Here is a 22261-nt window from a genome sequence, read left to right as displayed (position 1 = left end):
GGAAAAAGCATGAGGGTGCTGGGAGCAAGTGTTGCGCGCGCACGGGCGGTGACGGTGGACGTGCACGTGCGGCCAGGAGATGCGCTGAACGCGCTGCGCGAGGATGCCATCACCGGGCTGTGCAGGCGCCCCAAGGAGCTGTCTCCCAAGTGGCTCTATGACGAGCGCGGCAGCCAGCTCTTCGACGACATCACCCGGCTGCCCGAGTACTACCCCACGCGGCGCGAGCGGGAGATCCTCGAGGCGCGCGCGGCGGAGATCGCCCGGCTGAGCGGAGCGGAGACGCTCATCGAGCTGGGCAGCGGAACGAGCGAGAAGACGCGCCTGCTGCTGGACGCCTTCATGGAGGAAGGGCTGCGGAGCTTCGTGCCCTTCGACGTGAGCGAGTCCTTCCTGCGCGGCGCGGCGCAGCGGCTGGCGTACGACTATCCGGGGCTGCACGTGCACGCGGTGGTGGGCGACTTCGAGCGCCACCTGGGGCGACTGCCCCGGGGAGGCCGGCGGCTGGTGGTCTTCCTCGGAGGCACCATCGGCAACTTCAAGCCGCTGCAGCGCGCGCGCTTCTTCCGAGAGCTGGCCGACGGGCTGGAGCCGGGAGAGGGCCTGCTGCTGGGCACCGACCTGGTGAAGTGCTCGAAACGCCTGTTCGCCGCCTACAACGACAGCGCGGGGGTGACGGCCGAGTTCAACCGCAACATGCTGCGCGTGCTCAACCGCGAGCTGGGCGCCGACTTCGACGTGGAGGCCTTCGCGCACCACGCGCCCTATGACGAGGAGAACGGCTGGATCGAGATGCAGCTCATCGCCCAGCGCTCGCATGTGGTGCGGCTGCCGGCGCTCGAGTGCTTCGCCCACTTCGAGGAGGGCGAGGTGCTGCGCACGGAGGTGAGCTGCAAGTTCCACCCTCGGCAGGTGGAGGCGGAGCTGGCCGCCGCGGGGCTTCACCTCACCGCGTGGTGGACGGATCCCTCGGGAGACTTCGCGCTCTCCCTGGCCTTCAAGCGCTGAGGGCCCGCGGCGCGCGGCGCGAGGCGGGGAGCTCCTCGCCTCCAGCGGCGCACGGTCCGCGGCTTCGAGTCTTCAGGGTACATGTCGCCCGGCACCGGGAGGCCGATGCGCTGGGGGCTCACGGAGCCTGGCGGTGATCAGCGGCGGCGGCGCGGAGAGTCGCGGCGCACCGGCACCGGCTGCGGGCGGGCCTTGCTGGCCGCGAGGGTAGCCGCTGTGAGCAGCCCCAGAAGGAGGACCCCGACGACGCTGACGGCGGGGGAGAGCAACTCGGGGAGAGCCATTGCTTTCACTCCTTCTCGATGCGCGGGCACCGGGGCCGGTGCCCAACGGGGGGCCAACTTCCAGGCGTGAGGCATAGGTTATGAATTCGTTTCGGAAACGTGAAGCCCCACTGCGTGTGGGACGTGCTCACGGCCCGCGTGGGCCTCCTTTTGAACGACTCCGAGCCACCCTGGGTGGGACACCCACAGGGGGTGTGCGGCTTGACAGGAGCCCCCAAGCCTAGGAGGCGGAGGTGCCGGCTTCGGTCTCCGCGAGCTTCATGCGCTCGAGCTTCATGCACCGGTCCTGCACCACGCGGATGCCCGCGCGCGCCAGCCGCTCCGCCGCCGCGTCATTGCGGATGCCGAGCTGGAACCACACCACCTTCGGGTGCTTGCTGATCAAGTCCTCCACATGGGCGTCGATGTCCTCGGGCCGACGGAACACGTCGACGATGTCCACCTCGCCCGGCACGTCCGCCACGGCGCGGTAGGTGGGCTTCCCGAGGATGCGGTCCCCTGCCCCTTCGTGGGTGGGCACCGGAATCACCTCGTAGCCGTGGGCCTGCAGGTACTCGGGGACGGCGAAGGCGGGTTTGTGGGCGTGGCTCTCCGGGCGCATGCCGAGCACCGCCACCCTGCGGGCCTGGCGCAGGATGTCCTGCACCGCAACGTCGTCCTCGACGAGGTTCGCTCTCCAGTCCATGGATGATCTCCCGTGCGGACAAGCTGCGCACGACGTGGGGAGCGGCACACGGCGTGGGCTGAGCGAGCGGATCAGCAAGCGCTGGCCAGTTCGTCCCGAGTCCCTGCCGTGAGGCTTGCTACGGCGCCGCCTGCACCTGGATGTTCCGACAGGCCTCGGTGGCCAGGCGCACGTCCTCGGGAGTGACTCCGGGCAGCGTGGCGCACAGGAACAGCTCATCCCCGACGCGTCGGGCGCCCAGGAGCGCGGGCCCATGCGGGCCCAGGCCACCGTCGGCCAGCTTCGGGGCCAGGGTGATGCGCACGAGGGCCACGTTCGCGTCGCCCTCCTCCTGATCCAGCGACACCTGGAAGTCGGAGTACTGCTGGCTGATGGAGTCCGCGAGCTGCTCGGCGGAGGGCATCTTCGCTCCCTCGCCGGGGCGGTGATCCACACGCAGCACGGGCTGGCCTGGAGGCCCGACCTGCAAGCTGCCGTCCCCCGCCACGAGCGCCGACCAGCCGGGCGGCAGGGGCACCTTCACGCCCGCACGCGGGGCAGACGGGCGCTCAGCGGTGCCCGTCGAGGTCCCGCTCCCTGGCGAGGGAGCAGGCTCCTCCTTCTTCTTCGAGCACCCGGCGGCCAGCACGGCGAGCGCCAGCACGGCCGCCCGGAGCCCCTTGTGACGGAGCGACGGCACTACTTCCTGTCGCCGCCCGGCGCGGGCGCCGCCGGCTTGCTGCCTTCCATCCGGCAGTTGCCGTCGTAGGTGGCGCCTCGCTCGATGGTGAGGGCCGGCGTCTGGAGATCGCCCTTCACGCGGCCCGGCTGCTTGAGCTCGATGATCTGCGTGGCCGTGACATTCCCCACCACGGTGCCGTGGATGATGATGGTGCCGGCACTGATGGTGGCCTCCACGCGAGCCCCATCACCGATGACGATGGTGTCCTTGGTGAAGATCTCACCGCTGAACTTGCCGTCGATGCGCACCTGCCCTTCGAAGGTGAGCTTGCCGGTGAAATCGCTCCCCTTACCGAGCAGCGTGTGAATGTCGCCTGGACGCGTCGACACGAAATCCTCCTCCCGCTTGAACAATGGCTTGCTGCTGCTGCTGGGTGCTTCGTCCTTTTTCCCGCCGAGGAGCGCCACGCGCTACTCCTTCCTGAGAAGCTTCAAGAGACGGTCCAGGTCATCGTACGAGAAGAAGTCGACTTCCAAAGTTCCTTTCCCTGGAGCCTTCTCCGTCAGACGTACTTTTGTCCCCAATCGACGCTGGAGTTCCTCGACCAGGGACTTCACCTGGGGGCTCTGCTTCGGAGGCCGGCCCCCATCCTTCTTATGCTGGCGCTTCTGCTGCACCAGCTTCTCGGTGTCACGCACCGAGAGCTTCTTCTCGGCGACCTGCACCGCCAGCGCCTGCATCTCGGGCAGCCGCGGCACGCCGAGCAGCGCGCGCGCATGGCCCATGCTCAGCGAGCCATCGGCCACCAGGCCCTTCACATCCTCTGGGAGGGACAGCAGGCGCAGGGCGTTGGCGACGGTGGAGCGCTCCTTGCCCACGCGCTGGCTGATCTGCTCCTGGGTGAGCTTGAACTCCTCCATCAGGCGCTGGTAGCCCTCGGCCTCCTCGATGGGGTTGAGGTCGGCGCGCTGGATGTTCTCCACCAGGGCGAGCTCGAAGGCCTGGGCCTCGGTGACTTCGCGCACCAGGGCGGGGACTTCCTTCAGGCCGGCGGCCTGGGCCGCGCGCCAGCGACGCTCGCCGGCGATGAGCTTGTAGCTGTTGCCGTCCTTTCGCACGAGCACCGGCTGGAGCACGCCCTGGACCTTGATGGACTCGGTGAGCTCGGCCAGCTTCGTCTCGTCGAAGTAGCGGCGCGGCTGCTCCTTGTCCCGATGGATGGACTCGATGGGCAGCTTGAGTACGCCGTTGCGAGCCGCGGGCGCGGGCTCGGCCACCGTGTTGGCGGCGGCGGCGGGGCCGGCCTGGGGGATGAGGGCCGAGAGGCCTCGGCCCAGCGCCCGCTTCTGTTTGTCACCAGCATTCGCGTTCAGCACGTCTCGTCTCCGCGGTGGCGCCGGAGCGCCGGGCCCCTCCGCTCTTCCTTATAGGAGGAGGCGGGAGGGAGAAGGTTGAGGCAGGGTTCCTGGAGTCGGATCGTGAATCAAGCGACCTTGCGCGCAGGCGGCTTCCTGCCCTCGCGGTTCATGATCTCGCGGCCGAGCGCGAGGTAGCTCTCGCAGCCCTTGGACTTGATGTCATAGAGGATGATGGGCTTGCCGAACGAGGGGCACTCAGCCAGGCGGACGTTGCGGGGCACCACCACGCCGAAGACCTGGTCCTTGAAGTAGCCGCGCACCTCATCCACCACCTGGTTGGCGATGTTGGCGCGACCGTCGAACATGGTGAGCAGGATGCCCTCCATCTTCAGGTCCTTGTTGAGCCCCTGGCGCACCAGGTCCACGGTGTGGGTGAGCTGGGACAGGCCCTCGAGCGCGTAGTACTCGCACTGCAGGGGGATGAGGACGGAGTCGGCGGCGACCAGGGAGTTGAGGGTGAGCAGGCCGAGCGACGGGGGGCAGTCGATGAGGATGTAGTCGTACTCCTTGGCCAGGGGGCGCAGCGCGTCGCGGAGGCGGAACTCGCGGCGGTCCTGGCTGACGAGCTCGACCTCGGCGCCGGTGAGGTCCGGGGTGGCGGGGACCACCTGGAGGTAGCGCAGCTCGGTGGGGTGGAGCAGCTCCTTCATGGGACGACCATTGAGGAGCGCCTCATAGACGGTGCCGTGAAGCGCGTCGCGCTTGAGGCCCAGACCGCTGCCAGCGTTGCCCTGGGGATCCATGTCGACCAGGAGCGTGCGGCGCTCGGCCGAGGCCAGGCTGGCGGCGAGGTTGATGGCGGTGGTCGTCTTGCCGACGCCGCCCTTCTGGTTGGAGATGCAGATGATTCGACCCACGTGGCCCATCCTCATTCGGTGCCCGGTGTCCGGGGTTCCGCGTTGCCTTCCGAGGCACTCTCGGGGGTCCGGGCGGCACGGTTCGGGTGTCGCCGGGAGCACGAAAGTGCGGGCGCATTGAGCCACCAAACCAACATCCAATCCAGTGTCCTTTTCTGCCTGCTCCCTCCCCTACTGAGGTGCTTGGAGCGGGCTCTGGCAGGGGCTCGAGAGCGGGTCTCCGGCACGGGGCCGGAACCCCTGTCGGGCTGGTGTTCCACGTGGAACGGGACCGGCCGGCGGACCAGGTTGCGGGGCCTCGGGTGCGCGGTGGAGCGCGGGCTGGGGGCGCTTCATCCGGCACGGAGGGCGGAGGTTGCTGATCAGGGGTGGCGCGGGTGGACCGGGTGACACGGGCGCGCCGGGCACGGGTCCGCGGTCTGGGGCGCAGGTCGCGGGTCCCTCGTCTCGGCGCGGGTCCCCCCATCAGCGGATGGGTCCTCCCGCGCCGGCCGTCCCGCTCTCCATCGGCTCACGGTGGGTCGGCGCGGAATGGGTCCGGTCGACTTCTCTGGTGTCCGTGATCAGTCGACGTGCACTGGGCCTGCGCGAACATCGGGGAGGACTCTGCCGGCTTCCCTTGTTCGACTTGCCTCCACCCCACCAGTCCCATGAGCCGCGTCCGGTTCCTGGGAAGACAGAGCCCCGATGGCTCGGGCACGTTCCACGTGGAACAGGGCCGGGCTGAGAACTGGGCCGTCATCCATGAGTGCTCGACCGCACTGGCACCGCGCGTTCCACGTGGAACAGCGTCGAACGCCTGAGCACGTCGGATGTCTGGCGCTCACCTGCTTCGCTGATGCCCACGTTCCACGTGGAACAGCGTCGAATGAATGAGTACGTGGCCACAGCTTGAGTTCGCCTGGTTCGCTGATGCTCGCGTTCCACGTGGAACAGGAACCACCGCACGAAACACGTGGCCGCGTCCGGAACTCACCTGCTTCGCTAGCGCTCACGTTCCACGTGGAACAGGAGCCACCACACGGAACGCATGGGCGCCCGGAACTCACCTGCTTCGTTGATGCTCACGTTCCACGTGGAACAGGAGCCGCCGTACGGAACACGTATGCACGCCGAGACTCACCTGCTCCGTTGATGCCCACGTTCCACGTGGAACAGGGTCCATCACATGGGGCACGCGCGACCATCCGGCGCGCGCATTCCCGATAGCGCGCACGTTCCAAGTGGAACAAGCCGGGTCTGCTGATCAGGCAGCTCTCCTCCACGTATCGACCTTGATGGGACACGCACGTTCCACGTGGAACACGGTGGAGCGGGAGACCGGAAGACCGCACCCAACAGCCCCCATGCCGGCGCACGCGTTCCACGTGGAACAAGACTCAATGAAGAGCCCAACAAAGACCCGAAGGGAGAGCCCAACAGCGGGCCTCTCCGCGGACACCAGTGTTCCACGTGGAACCCGAAGGCATGGTTGATCAAGCAGGCCCGCGCGGGTCGATCTTCTCCGGCCCCGGAGCTTCCACGTGGAACAGGGCGAGCGCATCAAGGAGATGGAACCCAGCTGCGCGACTCGTGACGGCCACGCACGTTCCACGTGGAACAAGCGAACGAGTAACGGATTGGAGTTCCTGGCGGTCACGCTCCTTGCCGCCCTGCACGTTCCACGTGGAACACGAAGGTCTGGTGCTCAAGTGGACTCCAGCAGCTCACCCAACTTCGGAGACGCACGTTCCACGTGGAACAGGGTCGGCTGCATCAAGGAACCGAAACCATCTCGCGCGCCCTCATCTGGGGCCACGCGTTCCACGTGGAACAACGAAGGCCGACCGACAGACCGGACCATGAGCAGCCATGGCCGCATCGCAGACCTCTGCGTGCCACCTGGAACAAGGAACGACGACCGAGCAGCGACGCCTCCCTGATTCGACCTTCCCCCGTTGCGAGCGTTCCACGTGACAGAGGCTGGTGTCGCTGATCAGCCAGGAGCGACTCCGCTCAGCGACCACGAACAACCACGTGGAACGTGGTTGGGCTCTTGAGTGGATTGAACGGCCGGGCTGCCTGCTCATCATGAGGGCGTGGGGATTCATGAAGACCAGGCCGGAGTGCGTGTCCTGGGAGACCGCGCGAGGCATGACCGCACGACAGACCTCAGCGCTCCACGAAGCAGGTGACCAGCGCCTCCAGTTCGCATCCTGGAGCCCTCCATGAGCCGTTCCACCTGGAACAAGAGGCATGGACAGCGCATGCCATACGCGGACTGTCACTCCACGCGATGAGAAGGGAGACCTCGCTGCTTCGATGTTCCACATGGAACATCGCGCGCGAGGGTCGACACTCCATTCACCGCGCATCGACGAGCTGACCGCAAGACCCGCTGATCACGGCACGCAGGGGATGCCTCCATCCACGAGCCATCAGCAACCTGTCTGACAGCCATACCAGCTCAGCCGCATGCATCGTCGACAGCGCAGCCACCTCGTGCCGCGAATCCTGGGAGAGCGGGACGGCCGGCGCGGGAGGACCCATCCGCTGATGGGGGGACCCGCGCCGAGACGAGGGACCCGCGACCTGCGTCCCCAGGCCCGAGAACCCGTGCCAGCAACGCGCGCAACGAACCGTGGGAACTCGTGCATCAACCACTGCGCCAGGTCCGCGAGACGTTGGCTGATCATCGAACCCTCGTGCCGCTTCGACCCACGCTCACCCGTGACTCGAACCTCGAGGTCAGCAGCAGCTCGAAAGCTGGTCACCCGACTGCATGCATGCGCCCAGGCCTTTCAGCTCATGCCTCATCTTCTGACTCACGCGCATAACACCCGGAAGCACTGCTCCTCCCCCGGGACTCACGCAGCTGCATATATAAGGTGGGGAGAGAGCGACCCTCGAACCTCCACACGTCGCGAGCGTCGCTCCCTGCCTGCCCCTGCCCTTGTCCCCATCTCCTCACCGGCGGAGAATGAATGACCGTTCGCGGTGGGAGGCCGTCCCATGTCGTCAGGACCCAGAAGAACGTTGATCACGGGCCCTCTTCCGCCAGCAGGTATCTGTCCCGGTTGCGCGCAGGTGGCAGGTGGCGAACGCTGCACCCACTGTGGAGTCGCGGTCCGCGTCGGGCCCTACCGCGTGCGTCAGATGCTCGGACAGCGCGGAGCTGCCCGCACCTATCTCGCCGATGACACCGACGGGCTGATCGTCCTCAAGGAGCTGTCCTTCTCCCTCGAGCCCGCCGCGACCACCCTCCAAGCCTTCCACCAGGAAGCACGACAGCTTCAGAGCCTCACCCACCCGCGCATCCCGCGCTACCTCGACATGCTGCAGCTGGGGGTCGGCGCTGAAACCCGGCTCTATCTGGCCCAGGAGTTCATCGAAGGCACCCCGCTCGAGGCCGAGCTCGACAGCCGCCACTACACCGAGCTCGAAGCCCGTGATCTGGCTCGACAGGTCCTCGACATCCTCCGCTACCTGCAAGGTCGATCGCCTCAGGTGTTCCACGGCGACCTCAAGCCCGCCAACCTGATCCGTCGTCCGGATGGCGCGCTCTTCCTGGTCGACTTCGGCGCGGGCTGGGTCCGCGGCCGCGCCAGCCCCGAGGCCTCTCACTACACTCCTCCCGAACAGGCCGGTGGCGAGCTGGACGCCACCACGGATCTGTTCGCCCTCGGCGTCACGCTCGTGGAATCCCTCTCGTGGACGCGCGAGTCCAGGCTGCGCAAGGAAGGGGAGCAGATGCTCGCCACGCGCGTGGATGTCGCCGTCCACTTCCGCGACTTCCTCGCACGCCTGACCTCGGTGGATCCGGCTCACCGCTTCGCTTCGGCCGATGCGGCGCTGCGCCAGCTCGACTCACCGGAGTCGCCTCGCGTGACGCCTCGCCGTCGCCTGGGCCCCGTGGCCATCGGCGCAGGCGCCGCCGTCCTCCTCTTCGCCGCCGGCTTCGTCACGGGCCGCGTCACCCAGCCCGCTCCGCCCGACACAACCGAGCCTGGCAGGAGCCCCACATCGCCTCCCCAGCGCCCCGACCGCCTCGGGCAACGCCCTCCAAGAGGCTCCCTCCCGAGCCCTCCAGAGATGATCCACAATCCCGGCACGGATCAGGGGCCACCGCAGGTGAGGGAGCAGGAGGCAGCAGCCCACGTGCCCCTGGCGTGTGACTTCGCGAGGGCGGGAACCCCGAGCGCCTCGTCACACTGGGGGAAGGACGAGCCCCAGCGCGCGTTCGACCATGACCGGCAGACGTTCTGGCAGAGCGCCGACCTCAATCACCCGGTGCTCACGGTGGACCTGGGGCACAACCACCTCATCGACTCCATGGTGGTGGACTGGGCCTGGGACACGCGCCTGGGCGCCACGGCTCGAAGCGCCGTGATGACGAGCCTGGATGGCGTGCGCTGGACCTTCCTGCACTCGCTGATCAACATCCCCTCGAACAACGACGTCCCGCGCCGGGTCTGGTTCCCTCAGCGCGTCGCCCGGTACGTGCGCCTCGTCGGCGCCAGTGTGCATGGCAGCTGGATGCACGTGCGCTCGTTCGAGCTGTACGGGCCGGACTGTCCGCTGCCCTCGCCGACCGACTCTGCGCTGATCAGCCCAGGCCCGAAGAAGATCGACTTCTGAAATGCAGGGCAGGGCAGGGCGCTGAAAACTGGCCCGCCTTGGGGAGCCTCCTACACTGTGCGCATCGCCCGCCTTCGCGAGCGAGGAGCCGGGAGGCGCGCCATGCACTCGCACAGACGATGGACGGGCAGGGCGGTGCTGGCCGCGCTGGGAGTGGTGGCAGGCGCATGCAGCCAGCCCCCCACCGAGCCGGTGGCCCGCTCCGCCGCCCCACGGGCGCGCGCGCCGGAGACACAGTCCGCGCCGCGCATCACGAGCACCTTTCAGTCTGATCTGCGCGTGTTCGCGGGCAGCCGCGTCACCTTCCGCGTCGTGGCGAGTGATCCGCAGGCACGAGCACTCACCATCACCTGGGCCGCGAACACGGGCACGCTCGGGACACCCACGACGGAAGCCGCGCAGAGCGAGGTGGAGTGGACGCCATCGCAGTGCGTGCTGACGGGCACCACGCCGTCCATCACGGCCACGGTGACGAACGCGCAGGGCCTGTCGGCCTCGACGACCTTCACGCTCTCGGGAGCGACGACGTGCCTTGCGGGAGGAGCCCTGCCGAAGAGCTCGCGGATCCTCTCGCTGCAGTCGGAGTCCGTGGCGTGGCGCTCGCGCTGATCAGCGCCTCACCGACCACGCCGTCCTGACGGGCCAGGGAGCGCGCCTCGGGCGGCTCACTCCTTGGAGAAGACGGCGATCTGCCGCTCGGCGCCCGAGAACGGCAGGCGGTACTGACGCGAGGAGACCAGGCGCAGGGTGCGCTCGGAGGCACGGGCCTGCAGCTCCGACTCCGGTGAGGCCTTGCCGAGCATCGCCACCACGCGGCCTCCCGGCAGCACGTAGGCGGGCGCCAGGTTCAGCCAGTCAGGCAAGTCCATGAAGGCGCGAGCGATGAGCACCTCGGCGCGAGGAATGCCCTCGGTCTCGGGCTTGCCCTCCGCTCGAGCATGAAGCCCCCGCGCGTCCTTCAGCCCGAGCGCGGCGATGGCGGCCTTGAGGAAGCCGACCTTCTTGCCCACCGCATCCACGAGCGTCACCGTGAGCGCCGGCCGCGCCAGCTTGAGCGGCAGGCCCGGGAAGCCAGCCCCCGCGCCCAGGTCCAGGAGCGAGGCGGCGCTCTCCACCTCGGGCAGCACGGCGAGCGAGTCCAGGAAGTGCTTCTCGAGCACCTCCTCGGGCGCCGTGATGGCGGTGAGGTTCACCTTGGCATTCCACTTCAGAAGCTCATTCATGAGGCGCAGGAGCTTCGGCGGGACGTCTTCGGCGAGTCCTACCCCCAGCGCGCTACACCCCTGTTGGAGCTGATCAAAGAAGCGGCTGTTTTCCACAGATCCTCCACAGCCCCCCGGCCCGCAAGTCGTTGATTTCGTTGATCGCTCCAGAAAAGCGTGGGTTATCCACACGTTTTCCACAGGGCGGTGGCGATCATGTCCACAGAATCACATTCGGGCGCCGTGCTCGAAAGCGCACCGGGACATACCAACTTGACAGGGTGGTGGAGCCTGATCCGACCCGCTGAGTCCCCTCTGTTCGGGCCAGAAGTCAGGCTCGGCGGGGGGGGCAGCAAATACACCGATGCGGGGTCGGATTCCAAGCGTTCTGATCAATTCCCTGTCGATCAGCCTTACCGTGGGCGCCGGATCCGCACATCTGGCGGCGCATCGCCCACGTGCCCTAACCGGCGGCGCGCTCCTTCTTCAGCGCCACCAGGAGCAGGGACAGGGACGCCTGCGTCAGCCCGGGGATGCGCCGCGCCTGTCCCACCGTGCCCGGCCGGTGCGCCGTGAACTTCTCCACCGCCTCGGCCGACAGGCCACGCACCTCGGAGAACCGGAAGCCCGCCGGAATCACCCAGCCGTCCCACGCCTCCGCCTCCCGAGCCGCGGCGCGCTCGGCCTGGGCAATGTAGCCCTCGTACTTCACCTCCACCTCCACCTCCTCGGCCACCTCGGGCGGCACCGGGGGCCACTGGCGCGCCTCCGCCGCCAGCGCCGCGTAGCTCACCTCGGGGCGCTTCAGCCGCGGGGCCAGCCCGGTGCGCTTCAGCCGCGCCACCTCCTCCGCCACGGCCCGCGCCCGCGCCTCCACCCGCTCGAGCGCCTCGCGCGGCACCAGCCCCACCCGGTGTCCGTGCCGGGCCAGTCGCAGCTCCGCGTTGCCCTCGCGCAGCTTGAGCCGGTGCTCCGAGCGGCTGGTGAACATGCGGAAGGGCTCGTCCACGCCCTTCGTCACCAGCTCGTCCACCAGCACCGCGCCGTGCGCCTCGTCCCGGCCGAGCAACAGCGGCGGCTCGCCCTTCACCCGCAGCCCGGCGTTGATGCCGGCGTACAGCCCCTGGAAGGCCGCCTCCTCATAGCCCGAAGTGCCGTTGAGCTGGCCGGCGAAGTACAGGCCACGCACGGCCTTGGTCTCCAGCGTGGCGGACAGCTGCGTGGGCGGCGCGTAGTCGTACTCCACCGCGTAGCCGAAGCGGACCACCTCCACATGCTCCAGGCCGGGGATGGTGCGCAGGAACTCGAGCTGCACGTCCGCGGGCATGCTGGTGGACAGTCCCGCCGGGTACACCAGCGGCGAGTCCGGGCCCTCGGGCTCCAGGAACACCTGGTGCCGCTCGCGCGCGGCGAAGCGCACCACCTTGTCCTCCAGCGAGGGGCAGTACCGAGGCCCTCGGCCAACGATGTCGCCCTGGAACAGCGGCGAGCGATGGAGGTTGTCGCGCAGCAGCCGGTGCGTCTCCAGCGTGGTGAAGGTGATGCCGCAGGTGACGGCCGGCTGGAGCGGGAAGGGCTCGCCCGCTGCCACGGCCCGGCGGGTGCGCCAGGAGAAGAAGCGCGGAGGGAGATCTCCCGGCTGGGGCTCCACGGCCTCCCAGTCGATGGAATCCCGCTTGAGGCGCGCGGGAGTGCCCGTCTTGAAGCGGCCCAGCGCGAAGCCCAGGGAGCGCAGCGAGTCGGAGAGGCCCTTCGCGGCCTCATCCCCGAGCCGCCCGCCCACCTCCTTCTTCTCGCCCACGTGCATGAGGGCCTGGAGGAAGGTGCCGGTGGTGAGGAGCACGGCGCGCGCCTGCACCTGGGTTCCATCGCCGAGCACCACGCCTGCCACCTGGCCGTTCTCGGCGACGAGGGAGGAGACCTCCGCCTCGTGCACGGTGAGGTTCGGCTGGGAGAAGAGGACGGACTGAACGATGCGCGCATAGGCCTCGCGGTCACAAAGGACGCGGGTGGCCTGGACGGCGGGACCCTTGGAGGCGTTGAGTGTCTTGAAGTGGGTGCCGGCCCGGTCGGCGGCGTGTCCCATCTCGCCGCCGAGGGCATCCAGCTCGCGGACGAGGTGGCCCTTGGCGGTGCCGCCCACCGCGGGGTTGCAGCTCATGACGGCGGCGCGCTCGCGCTTCAGGGTGAGGCCGAGGGTCTCCAGCCCCATGCGAGCGCAAGCGAGGGCGGCCTCGCAGCCGGCATGGCCCAGGCCCACCACGATGACGTCATACCGGTGCTTCATGGCTGGAAGAGCTCCCCGCGAGGGGCGGGAGCGGGACGGAGGTGTGCCACGTCCCGAGCCCTACCACGAGAGACGCTCGCCTGCCGCGTTCCGGACCGCCGCCGGCTGCGGCGAGCGGGAAGGACACCTCTCCCTCGACCGCCCGGCCGCCCCCCCCCTCTAAGGAGGTGGTTCGTCGCCGCCAAGGTCATCGGAGGGGCCCGGGCGGCGCGCTCCGGCCGAACCTGTCTGCTTGTCATACCAGTTCGCCCAAAGCGCGGCGGGAGGGGGGACACAGGCCTCCCCGGCGCCCGGATGCACACCATTGAACGAAGGACCTTGCCCCGAGCAGCGGCGGATCCCATCTCCCACGGAGGGGAAGGCCGGGGAGGGAGCGATGGAGACGGATGTGGGGACGGCGGAGCCCTCGCGGGAGGTCCGCGAGGAAGAGGAGCGTGCCAGGCTCGTCGTGGTGAAGGCCGAGCCCTTCAACGCGGAGACGCCGCCGGAAGCCCTGGCCGAGGCGCAGACGCCCACCGCCTCCTTCTACGTGCGCAGCAACCACCCGCAGCCGGAGCTGCCCGCCGCCACGCACCGCATCACGGTGGGAGGCGCGGTGGAGACGGCCTTCACGCTGGGGCTGGCGGAGCTGTCGCGAGGAACCCTGCGCACGTTGACAGCGACGCTGGAGTGCGCGGGCAACGGGCGCACCTCCATGACACCGCTCCCCGAGGGCGAGCCGTGGATGCAGGGAGCTTTGGGCACGGCGGTGTGGAAGGGCGTCCCGCTGGCGGAGGTGCTCGGGAGGGCCCGCCTGCGCTCGGATGTGGTGGAGGTGCTGGTGGAGGGAGCCGACGGGCAGGGGAGCAAGCGCTTCGCCCGTTCCCTCCCACTGAGCAAGGCCCTGCACCCGGACACGCTGCTGGCGCTGGAGATGAATGGAGCACCGCTGACGCGAGCGCATGGAGCGCCGGTGCGGCTGCTCGTGCCGGGCTGGTACGGCATGGCGAGCGTGAAGTGGGTGAGCCGCATCGAGGCGCTCACGCGTCCGTTCGAGGGCTACTACCAGCGGGAGCGCTACATCTACGACATGGCCAATGGCCAGGCCGCCGAGCCGGTGACGCGGATGCGGGTGAAGTCGCTGATCACCTCACCGGAGGAGGGCGAGCGCGTGGCGCCGGGGCGGGTGGTGGTGCAAGGCATGGCCTGGAGCGGAGAGCGCCGGGTGGTGCAGGTGGAGGTGGCGGTGGACGGCGGGGAGAGCTGGAAGCCGGCCACGCTGCTGGAGACGCCGAGGCCCTCGGCCTGGGTGCGCTGGGCCTTCACCTGGGAGGACGCGACCGCGGGTCGACACACGCTGCGGGCGCGAGCCACGGACGAGGCGGGCGAGACGCAGCCGGAGACAGCGCCCTGGAACCGGCTGGGCTACGGCAACAACGCGGTGCAGGTGCGAGTGGTGAACGTGGGCTGAGGCCCGCCGCCGGCTACATCAGACAGCTCAGCACATCGACGAAGCTGCGCGGCTCGCGAGAGCCGCTCTGCTCGCGAGGAGGGGAGGGCGCGCGTCCGGCATTCCGGGAGAGTCGCGAGACAGGAAGGAGGCGAGGCTCAGGCGTGCCGCCTCGAAGGCCCGTGGCCTCCGGCGTCTCGGGAGAGGGCTGTACCAACTCCGACGCCTCGGGCGGACAGATGGAAGTCACAGTGGAAGCTCCAGAGCTCGCATGAGCGAGCCGCGTGGCGTGAACGGAAACCCCATGGTTTGAGAGAGACACCGGCATCGAGGGCTCTGTTCCCGAAGGGCTGGAGGACGCCACGCAGGCCAGTCCCAGGGCGTCTCGAAGCGCCTCACGGACGCTGCCGCGGCCCGAGCACGCTTCCGGATGGCAGGAAGCGCCCGAGGGAGCGGAGCACTCGCGCTCCTCGGGCAAGGAGCCCGGGACAGAAGCGATGCTTGAGAAAATGGGAAGCGTGGACTTCAGAGGAACTCCTTCGTCGGATTGGACCAAGGAGTAACCCTCCGGTCTGACACCGGAAGTGGTGGGAGATCCGCCGCGCGTCATCTCACGGGCAGAGGCGTAGGACAGTGGACGTTGTCGGGGCAGCGTCCCTCGGACCTCGGTATGCATGAGCCGCAGCAGTCCATCTCCTCGGGCAGGCAGCGGGAGCAGCGCCCACAGTCCAGGATGCCGCCACACCCATCGCTCACCTGTCCGCAGCGTTGACGGAGCGACAGACAGGTGAGGGGTTGGCACACGCATCGCCCCTCCACGCACTGATCATTCGGACCGCAAGAAGTACAGCCGGGGGCACCGGCATCCGGACGGATCAACGGGCGGGGAGAGGAGGGTGGTTCCACGGCTGGTGTTCCCGAGACCTGGGGCACGGGCCGCACGGTGGAGGCTGGAGGCTCGGACTTCATCGCCTCGTTGTGGCTCGACGAGCAGGCGGCGAGCACGACAGCCCACACACACCACAAGCTTCGGGCCGACCGCGCTACTCGTTCCAAGGTTCCCCCAGACACTATTGGCAGTTGGGCATAGGTGTGGCTGGGTTGCCAGTGTTGCGAGCGTCGTGCTGGTACTTGGGCCAAGCGGCCGCATCCCGGGTGAGGCCCGGGCTGTCCACGATGATGGCGTGGAGTGTTCCTCCGGACGGCACGTAGAGCGTCCCAGGCCTGCCTGGTACGACCGTGCCGGAAGCGTTTCTTGCGCAGTCCAGCCCCACTGAGGCACTCGCTGCCCCGCTCAGAATGACCGCCCAACGTGCGCTGAGGTCGTTCGCGGACCAAGCCGATACGACGTTTGAAGAACTCGGTGCCGTATACAGCACTCCGTCAGCCCCCAGTGCCGGGGCATATTTCAACACCCCTATATTAGGTATGGCGGAATTGGTAACCGTCTGGCCTGGCAGATCATATTTCTTGAGATCACCTTGGTCGGCGTCGGTTTCTTGGCCGTAGAAGATATTGGTTCCGCCGGTTCCGATGATAGGGCTCCACACTCGGCCGCCACCTGTACCCGTCAGTAGCGTAGCGGTGGCACTTCCCGTAACAGGAACAAAGTAGAGGCCTCCTTGACTGGGGAGAGCACCCGCCGCCCCGCCAATGAGGCTGTCACCCGTCAGGGCAAGTCCATAGACGGGCTGCGCACCAGCTGAAGCCGTCCAATTCAAGGCGTTGCCACCAAAGGTATAGCTGACGATCGAGGCTGTAGCTGCCGTCGGGTAGAAGAAGTTGGCGCTACTCGCCACCAGCGAACCATCCGGAATCGTCCCAGGAATCGCGAAGGTTGAACTGGAGGGAATACATTGCGAGAGCCCTGATGCGTCGGGTCGCACAGCCCAGAGTTGAGTGGTCGCACCGCTATTGATGACGGCCACGCCCGACTCGAATCGGTTCGGCGCAGTTCCCGTCATCGTGACAGCCATGGCGCCCAGAACCGGCCCATCGAGTTCAGCAGTGCCACTGGGGCAGCGCACCCGCGATCTTCCCCCCTCACTGGAGAGTGCGTGGAGCACAGTCTTATTGTTCATGGAATTGGTCGCCACATAGACCGACTCCACTCCTCCATCGGAAGCCCCCACGGCCAAGCTGGCCACGGAGCCACCCGGCATCACTTCCCATGCCTTCTTACCCTCGGGAGTGAGCGCCACTACCTTGCCGTCGGAGGTGCCGATGTAGACGGTCCCTCTCTCGCCAATGGCAGGGCTGGTCCTGATGGTGCCGGAAAGACCGCTGACAGCCCACTTCCAGCGCGTCACATTGACCAGGGGCGAAGCCGGAGATGTCGTCCCCACATTCCCAGCGAGATCATTGCCCTGAACCTCCAAGGCCATGGACCCGCGGAATGCATCGAGGGTCGGCTCCCACAGATTCAAGGCGGCCTCGCCGCAGAAGACAGCGGTGCAGCCCTGGGTCACCGGAGTCACGGGAACCGGGGGCGAGGCAACACCGTCCGTTCCCCTCAAGGCTACCTTCAGGGTGCTTGTATCTAGATTCACCTCATTGGTCTGGATCTCCACGCGCACCTGCTGATCCCTCTTCCAGAGATTGGCGAGGCTGCCCGCATCGGGGTCCGCATACGTCGTGCCTCCGTTCGACACGCCAGTAGTCGCGGGCGGCACGGAGACGTTGAACACCGGCGGCACCGCATCCACTCTCACCGTCACGGTGTCCGCCAGCCCGGCATCCGCCTCCCGGTGCGCGACACGCAGGGTGACGCTGGCCTCCACTGCCGGCGGTGTCCAAACTGCGGTGTACGTACCAGCGTCGTCGTGGCCGAAGTTCGCAATAGCTCCACCCAAACCACCGCCACTCAGCGCCGCTTTGAAGTCCACATCGGAAGGAAAGCGGGTATCACCCCGATAGGCCTCTTTGACGGTGAGTCGGGCCACTACCTGTACAGACCCTGCATCAAGCAGCGCATTGTGAGCGGGCGTCTCGATGACCAATGAGTCGAATCGAGCCACGCAGCCCCTTCGGGTGCAGACCTGATAGTCGGGACACAGCGGGGAGCATTCGCTCGGATCGACCGGTGGCTCCGTGTAGCAGAGCCTCGCTCTCACGTCGCAGAGCCCACCCTCATAAATACAGTCTTCATCCGAGGAACACGTCTTCACACCTACTGGCACAGCGCACCCAGCTACTAGCAACAGCGCACCCATCCAGCCAGCCACAGACCGCATCAGCGTATCTCCCCCGCATTCGGACCTGGGTGATCCGAGGTGAGCAGCCAGGTCACCACGGCTCCTCCTGCTGCGAGAGCAGCAGTGCCGAACAACACGCTGGCTGTGAAAGCCTGGGCACCAGCAGCATCCAGGCGCGACCGCAATTCCCTCACCTCTGTCGAGGATGGGAGCCTTCCTGCATAGGCATCCCCTACCTTCGAAGCGTTGGAGCGTGACTGCAACCCGAACACAGCCCCCGCTCCTGCGGACAGTACGCCCACTCCCGCAAGCACCAACGGCGCCACCGGCACACGTGAGCGCGCTCGCGCTTCCTCCGTGACAGCCATGAACTCGGGCCCAGCCGTTTCCGGTGGCTTCAGATTCGGTCGAGCAGTCAGTTCGGGCCGATCTCCAGAGCCACTCGCGCGTGACAGGCTCTCTTGGTCCCGGCGCTCACGTGCCAGTTCCGCGATCACCTCGCCACGGATCTCCTCGAAGTCCCTCTCCAGCTTTGGAGAAGTCAGGAGGGGCAGGATCGCCTCGGGCTTCAGCAGCAGTCCCTTCCTGAAAGCGGCGCGTGACTGCTCGCGCTCTCCCATGTCTCCCAGGAAGATGCCCTCATGCAGGTAGATGCTCACCTCCTGCTCGGTCCCACGCGCCCTCCGGCGTGCCTTCTGGAGCTCTTCCAGGGCCTTCTCGAACTCGAGGCTCTCGTAGAGCCGGACCGCCGTCTGGAGTGAGCGCTCGAATGCCCCCTCCGCGAAGGCACTCCGGGGCATCCCTCCCACGCACAGCCAGCAGGCAAGCAGCACCCAGGCCCTCGGGATCATCTCGTGGCGCATGATCCGGGATGCTAGGAGCCGCCACCGGCACGGCCATGCTCCCAGCAGGGTATGGACATCCCGCTCCCACCCACCCTGGCACTGGCCCCTCTGTCCATGACCCGTTAGATCTCCAGGCGGGCAGGCATTCGGGTCACCGCTCTCTCATCTACCGCATTCCCCTCCGACCCGACTCTGTGTCACCGTCTGCCCTGCGCGGCGGTCTCCACCCGCCCTCGCCCTGGAGGGTGTCCACCCCTCGAGGAGGATCCGGCTCGTGATGCAGCAACTCGGCAAGTACCAGTTGGTTCGCAAGCTCGCCACCGGTGGCATGGCCGAGGTCTACCTCGCCAAGGCCGCGGGCCCCATGGGCTTCGAGAAGACGCTGGTGCTCAAGCGCATCCTCCCGCACCTGGCCGAGGACCCCACCTTCGTCGAGATGTTCCTCGCCGAAGCCAAGCTCGCCGCCCAGCTCAACCACCCCAACATCGTCCAGATCTTCGACTTCGGTGAGGCCGACGGCGAGTACTTCCTCGCCATGGAGTACATCGACGGGCCCAACCTCCGCGTCCTCCTCAAGCGCGCCAACACCGCTGGCCTCACCCTGCCTCCCGCCGTCTGCGCCCGCCTCATCGCCTCCGCCTGCGAGGGCCTCGCCTTCGCCCACGACTTCCAGGACCCCGCCACCGGTGAGGCGCTCGGGCTCATCCACCGCGACATCAGCCCCGACAACATCCTCGTGTCCCGTCAGGGCGCCGTGAAGGTGGTGGACTTCGGCATCGCCAAGGCCGCCGGCCAGGGCCACAAGACGCAGACCGGGCTCATCAAGGGCAAGCTGGCGTACATGCCGCCCGAGCAGGTCCGCGCCAAGAACCTGGACCGCCGCGTGGATGTGTATGCGCTCGGCGTCGTCCTCTACGAGCTGCTCACGCGCCACAAGCCTTTCGATGCTCCCACGGATGCCAGCCTCATGCAGGCCATCCTCTTCGAGCCCCAGACTCCCGCCGCCCAGCACCGGCCGGAGCTCCCCGAGGCCGTCCAGCGCATCCTCGAGCGCGCGCTGTCCAAGGACCGCGAGCAGCGCTACCCGGACTGCCTCGCGCTCGCCGCCGACCTGGAGGAGTTCATCCTCTCCGTCGGCAAGCCCGTGACGACCCAGCAGATCGTCCAGCTCATCTCCCAGGTGACGCCCTCCACCGACGCGCCCATGCCCACCCCGCAGTCGGGCACGGCGCGCGGTGGCAGTGGCAGTGGCCCGCGGGCTTCCGCCACGCCCACCCACACGCCCGCCCCCATCTCCAGCCCGGGAACCGGGCCTCGCAGCGGTACGCGCCCGGCCCCGAAGTCGCGAACCGGGGACATGGTGGCTCCCGTGGAGGAGACCGCTCCGCGCCAGGCTGAACCCGAAGAGCTCCCCTCGAAGACGATGGCCCTCCCTGTCGAGGAGGCGCCACCGACGAAGCAGGACACCACTGCTCCCACCACCTCCAGGAAGCGGTGGCTACCCGCCGCCGCGGGTGCCGCGCTGCTCCTCGTCGGGGGTGGCTTCGTGCTCTGGCGGACCCGCTCCCAGCCAGACCCCGTCACGCCTCCGCCGGTGGTCCTGTCTCCTCCCACGACCGAGCCGAAGCCGCCGAGCCCTCCCGTCGTGGCGGAGAACCCTCCCAAGCCAGACACCGCGCCCTCACCGGAGCAGCCCGACAAGCCCCAGGGAGAGACGGGCACGCCTCCGGCCACTCCCCCCGAGAACACCCCTCCGGTCGAGCTGGCCAAGGTCGATCCTCCCGCCCGTCCGCCAGACGGCGCCGCTGCCACTCCCGAGAGCCCCGACCCCACGCCCACGAACCCGCCGAAGCCCAACATCAAGCCCAAGCCTCGGCCGCCCAAGCCGGCTCCGACGGCTCCCGTGGGCAAGGGCACCGTCGTGTTCCGCGTCCGCCCCTACGCCACCGTCATCCTCAGCGGGCGCAACCTGGGACAGACGCCGTTTGATCCCGTGGAGACTCCGGCGGGCAGGTACACCGTGCAGTTCGTCAACGAGGACCTGAAGAAGAAGATCACCCAGGCCTTCGAGCTGAAGCCGGGCGAGACCAAGGTCATCAAGATCAACCTCGAGGAGTAGGCTGAGCCCGGCTCGCGGCGGTGGCTGTCACCGTCTCGGGCCGTCGGTGTGCTCCCGGCCCGGAGGATCCGCCCGCCATGCAGGTCGGCAAGTACCAGTTGATCCGGCAGCTCGCGGTCGGCGGCATGGCCGAGGTGTTCCTCGCCAGAACCTCCGGCCCCATGGGCTTCGAGAAGCAGCTCGTGCTCAAGCGCGTCCTGCCACACCTCGCCCTGGACCCGTCCTTCGTCCAGATGTTCCTCGGCGAGGCCACGCTGGCCGCTCGCCTCACCCACCCGAACATCGTCCAGATCTTCGACTTCGGCGAGGCCAACGGCGCCTACTACCTGGCCATGGAGTACATCGACGGGCCGAGCCTGCGCACGCTCCTCGATGACGCGCTGACGCGCGGCGCTCCGCTGCCTCCCGCCCTCTGCGCGCGCATCCTCTCGGCGGCGTGCGAGGGCCTGACCTTCGCCCACGACTTCAAGGATCCGGCCACCGGCCAGCCGCTGAACATCGTCCACCGCGACATCAGCCCGGACAACATCCTGGTGTCCCGTCAGGGCTCCGTGAAGGTGGTGGACTTCGGCATCGCCAAGGCCGCCGGCCAGCAGCACCGCACGCAGACCGGGCTCATCAAGGGCAAGCTGGCGTACATGCCGCCCGAGCAGATCCGCAACGAGACGCTGGATCGGCAGGTCGATGTGTACGCGCTGGGGATCGTCTTCTACGAGCTGCTCACGGGCCAGCGACCGTTCCAGGCGGACACGGACGTCAGCCTCATGCACGCCATCCTGTACGAGACGCCGACGCCCGCCGCTCAGCTCCAGCCGACGCTGCCCGAGCCCGTGCTGCGCATCCTCGAGCGAGCCATCACCCGGGACCGGGCCCAGCGCTACCCGGACTGCCTCGCCTTCCAGACGGCCCTGGAGGAGTACCTCCTGTCCACGGGCAAGCCCGTGACGACCGGGCACGTCGCCCAGTTCATCGCCCAGGTCTCGCCACCGAGAGAGCAGGCCCCATCCCTCCCGCTGCCCCCGAGCAACGAGCCGCTCGAGGACACGGCGCTTCGCCCCACCCCGAGCCCGTCCTCGGTGCTGTCCGTCCAGGACCTGATCTCGGACACGTTGATCCGCCCGGCGCCCACGGAGTCTCCGTCAGCACCGCCTCCGGTCGCGGCTCCGGCAGCTCCCTCTCGAACCGATGGGCGAAGGCGCGCGGTGCTTGCCAGCGCCGTGCTGCTCCTCGCGGGAGGCGGGTACCTGCTCTCCGACGACTCCGAGCCGCCAGCACCCGCTCCCGTGGCGGTTCCCGCCGCGCCGGCCGTCCCCGCCGAGCCCGTGAGTCCACCCCCCAGTCCTCCCGCCGAGGCTGCCGCGCCCACGCCCGCCGTGGACATCAAGGCGGTGCCGGGTGCGAAGTCAGGCCTGCTGGAGATCGAGGTCCGGCCCTGGGCGTTCATCTACCTCCAGGGCCAGAAGCTGGCCAGGGTGGAGCCCTCGGCGAGCCTGGACATCAACCCGGGCACGTACACCTTGAAGCTCGTCAACCCGGCCCTGAAGAAGAGCGTGGAGCGGCCCATCGAGGTGAAGGCCGGGCAGACCACGTTCGTGCTGGTGGATCTGCTGCGCGACGAAGAGGAGGCCCAGAAGCCCTGAGCCTCCTCCCATCCG

The 22261-nt window shown here is 68.2% G+C and carries 15 protein-coding genes; 6 read left to right on the top strand and 9 right to left on the bottom strand.

The genetic code is table 11. The annotated features are described in order from the left end of the window. The first annotated feature begins 9 nt into the window (after window positions 1-9). A complete protein-coding gene (gene egtD / locus KY572_RS02800; RefSeq protein ID WP_224240569.1) occupies window positions 10-1008 on the top strand; it encodes an L-histidine N(alpha)-methyltransferase in 999 nt (332 codons plus the stop codon). A 504-nt stretch (window positions 1009-1512) separates the two neighbouring features. Here the strand turns inward: egtD and KY572_RS02795 are convergent. From KY572_RS02795 to KY572_RS02775, 5 genes are all read right to left on the bottom strand, one after another. After that, a complete protein-coding gene (locus KY572_RS02795; protein WP_224240568.1) occupies window positions 1513-1977 on the bottom strand; it encodes a CoA-binding protein in 465 nt (154 codons plus the stop codon). A gap of 118 nt (window positions 1978-2095) precedes the next feature. Next, entirely contained in the window at window positions 2096-2656 is a 561-nt protein-coding gene (locus KY572_RS02790) for a hypothetical protein (RefSeq protein ID WP_224240567.1), read from the bottom strand. After that, the gene (locus tag KY572_RS02785; protein WP_224240566.1) at window positions 2656-3105 is read right to left on the bottom strand and encodes a bactofilin family protein; all 450 of its coding nucleotides are present in this window, start codon (window positions 3103-3105) and stop codon (window positions 2656-2658) included. Before KY572_RS02785 ends, KY572_RS02790 begins: the two co-directional genes overlap by 1 nt. Before the next feature lie 3 nt (window positions 3106-3108). Continuing rightward, window positions 3109-4011: a ParB/RepB/Spo0J family partition protein gene (locus tag KY572_RS02780; RefSeq protein WP_263451351.1), complete on the bottom strand. Its 903-nt coding sequence runs from the start codon at window positions 4009-4011 to the stop codon at window positions 3109-3111. Window positions 4012-4121: 110 nt separating this feature from the next. Beyond that, a complete protein-coding gene (locus KY572_RS02775; RefSeq protein WP_224240564.1) occupies window positions 4122-4913 on the bottom strand; it encodes a ParA family protein in 792 nt (263 codons plus the stop codon). 3135 nt (window positions 4914-8048) lie between these two features. On the opposite strand from KY572_RS02775, the gene KY572_RS02770 reads away from it, so the two are divergent. Both KY572_RS02770 and KY572_RS02765 read left to right on the top strand, forming a co-directional pair. Continuing rightward, a complete protein-coding gene (locus KY572_RS02770; RefSeq protein ID WP_224240751.1) occupies window positions 8049-9530 on the top strand; it encodes a serine/threonine protein kinase in 1482 nt (493 codons plus the stop codon). A gap of 102 nt (window positions 9531-9632) precedes the next feature. Continuing rightward, the gene (locus KY572_RS02765) at window positions 9633-10139 is read left to right on the top strand and encodes an Ig-like domain-containing protein (protein ID WP_224240563.1); all 507 of its coding nucleotides are present in this window, start codon (window positions 9633-9635) and stop codon (window positions 10137-10139) included. Window positions 10140-10195: 56 nt separating this feature from the next. Here KY572_RS02765 and rsmG read toward each other — a convergent pair whose 3' ends face one another. Both rsmG and mnmG read right to left on the bottom strand, forming a co-directional pair. Further along, the gene (gene rsmG / locus KY572_RS02760) at window positions 10196-10849 is read right to left on the bottom strand and encodes a 16S rRNA (guanine(527)-N(7))-methyltransferase RsmG (RefSeq protein ID WP_317987797.1); all 654 of its coding nucleotides are present in this window, start codon (window positions 10847-10849) and stop codon (window positions 10196-10198) included. Between the two features lie 346 nt (window positions 10850-11195). Beyond that, a complete protein-coding gene (gene mnmG / locus KY572_RS02755; RefSeq protein ID WP_224240561.1) occupies window positions 11196-13019 on the bottom strand; it encodes a tRNA uridine-5-carboxymethylaminomethyl(34) synthesis enzyme MnmG in 1824 nt (607 codons plus the stop codon). Between the two features lie 376 nt (window positions 13020-13395). Here mnmG and KY572_RS02750 point away from each other — a divergent pair, with 376 nt between their 5' ends. Continuing rightward, window positions 13396-14469 (top strand): sulfite oxidase, encoded by a 1074-nt coding sequence (locus KY572_RS02750; RefSeq protein WP_224240560.1) that lies wholly within the window; start codon window positions 13396-13398, stop codon window positions 14467-14469. A 1049-nt stretch (window positions 14470-15518) separates the two neighbouring features. Here KY572_RS02750 and KY572_RS02745 read toward each other — a convergent pair. Then, window positions 15519-17465, bottom strand: a complete 1947-nt coding sequence (locus tag KY572_RS02745) for a PQQ-binding-like beta-propeller repeat protein (RefSeq protein WP_224240559.1) — start codon at window positions 17463-17465, stop codon at window positions 15519-15521. Between the two features lie 215 nt (window positions 17466-17680). Continuing rightward, a complete protein-coding gene (locus tag KY572_RS02740) occupies window positions 17681-18505 on the bottom strand; it encodes a hypothetical protein (protein WP_224240558.1) in 825 nt (274 codons plus the stop codon). A 259-nt stretch (window positions 18506-18764) separates the two neighbouring features. On the opposite strand from KY572_RS02740, the gene KY572_RS02735 reads away from it, so the two are divergent. Beyond that, entirely contained in the window at window positions 18765-20606 is a 1842-nt protein-coding gene (locus KY572_RS02735; RefSeq protein ID WP_224240750.1) for a serine/threonine protein kinase, read from the top strand. A 77-nt stretch (window positions 20607-20683) separates the two neighbouring features. Then, on the top strand, window positions 20684-22246 hold the full coding sequence (locus KY572_RS02730) for a serine/threonine protein kinase (RefSeq protein ID WP_224240557.1): 1563 nt from the start codon (window positions 20684-20686) through the stop codon (window positions 22244-22246). Window positions 22247-22261: the final 15 nt, after the last annotated feature.

The sequence above is a fragment of the Hyalangium gracile genome (assembly GCF_020103725.1).
Taxonomy (GTDB): Bacteria; Myxococcota; Myxococcia; order Myxococcales; family Myxococcaceae; genus Hyalangium; species Hyalangium gracile.
This window is presented reverse-complemented; position numbering and strand designations above follow the sequence as displayed.

Coding starts and splice junctions, on each gene's coding strand:
- KY572_RS02750 (WP_224240560.1), top strand. CDS start 13,396: ATGGAGACGGATGTGGGGACGGCGGAGCCCTCGCGGGAGGTCCGCGAG.
- mnmG (WP_224240561.1), bottom strand. CDS start 13,019: ATGAAGCACCGGTATGACGTCATCGTGGTGGGCCTGGGCCATGCCGGC.
- egtD (WP_224240569.1), top strand. CDS start 10: ATGAGGGTGCTGGGAGCAAGTGTTGCGCGCGCACGGGCGGTGACGGTG.
- KY572_RS02795 (WP_224240568.1), bottom strand. CDS start 1,977: ATGGACTGGAGAGCGAACCTCGTCGAGGACGACGTTGCGGTGCAGGAC.
- KY572_RS02770 (WP_224240751.1), top strand. CDS start 8,049: ATGCTCGGACAGCGCGGAGCTGCCCGCACCTATCTCGCCGATGACACC.
- KY572_RS02765 (WP_224240563.1), top strand. CDS start 9,633: ATGCACTCGCACAGACGATGGACGGGCAGGGCGGTGCTGGCCGCGCTG.
- KY572_RS02740 (WP_224240558.1), bottom strand. CDS start 18,505: ATGCGCCACGAGATGATCCCGAGGGCCTGGGTGCTGCTTGCCTGCTGG.
- KY572_RS02735 (WP_224240750.1), top strand. CDS start 18,765: ATGCAGCAACTCGGCAAGTACCAGTTGGTTCGCAAGCTCGCCACCGGT.
- KY572_RS02730 (WP_224240557.1), top strand. CDS start 20,684: ATGCAGGTCGGCAAGTACCAGTTGATCCGGCAGCTCGCGGTCGGCGGC.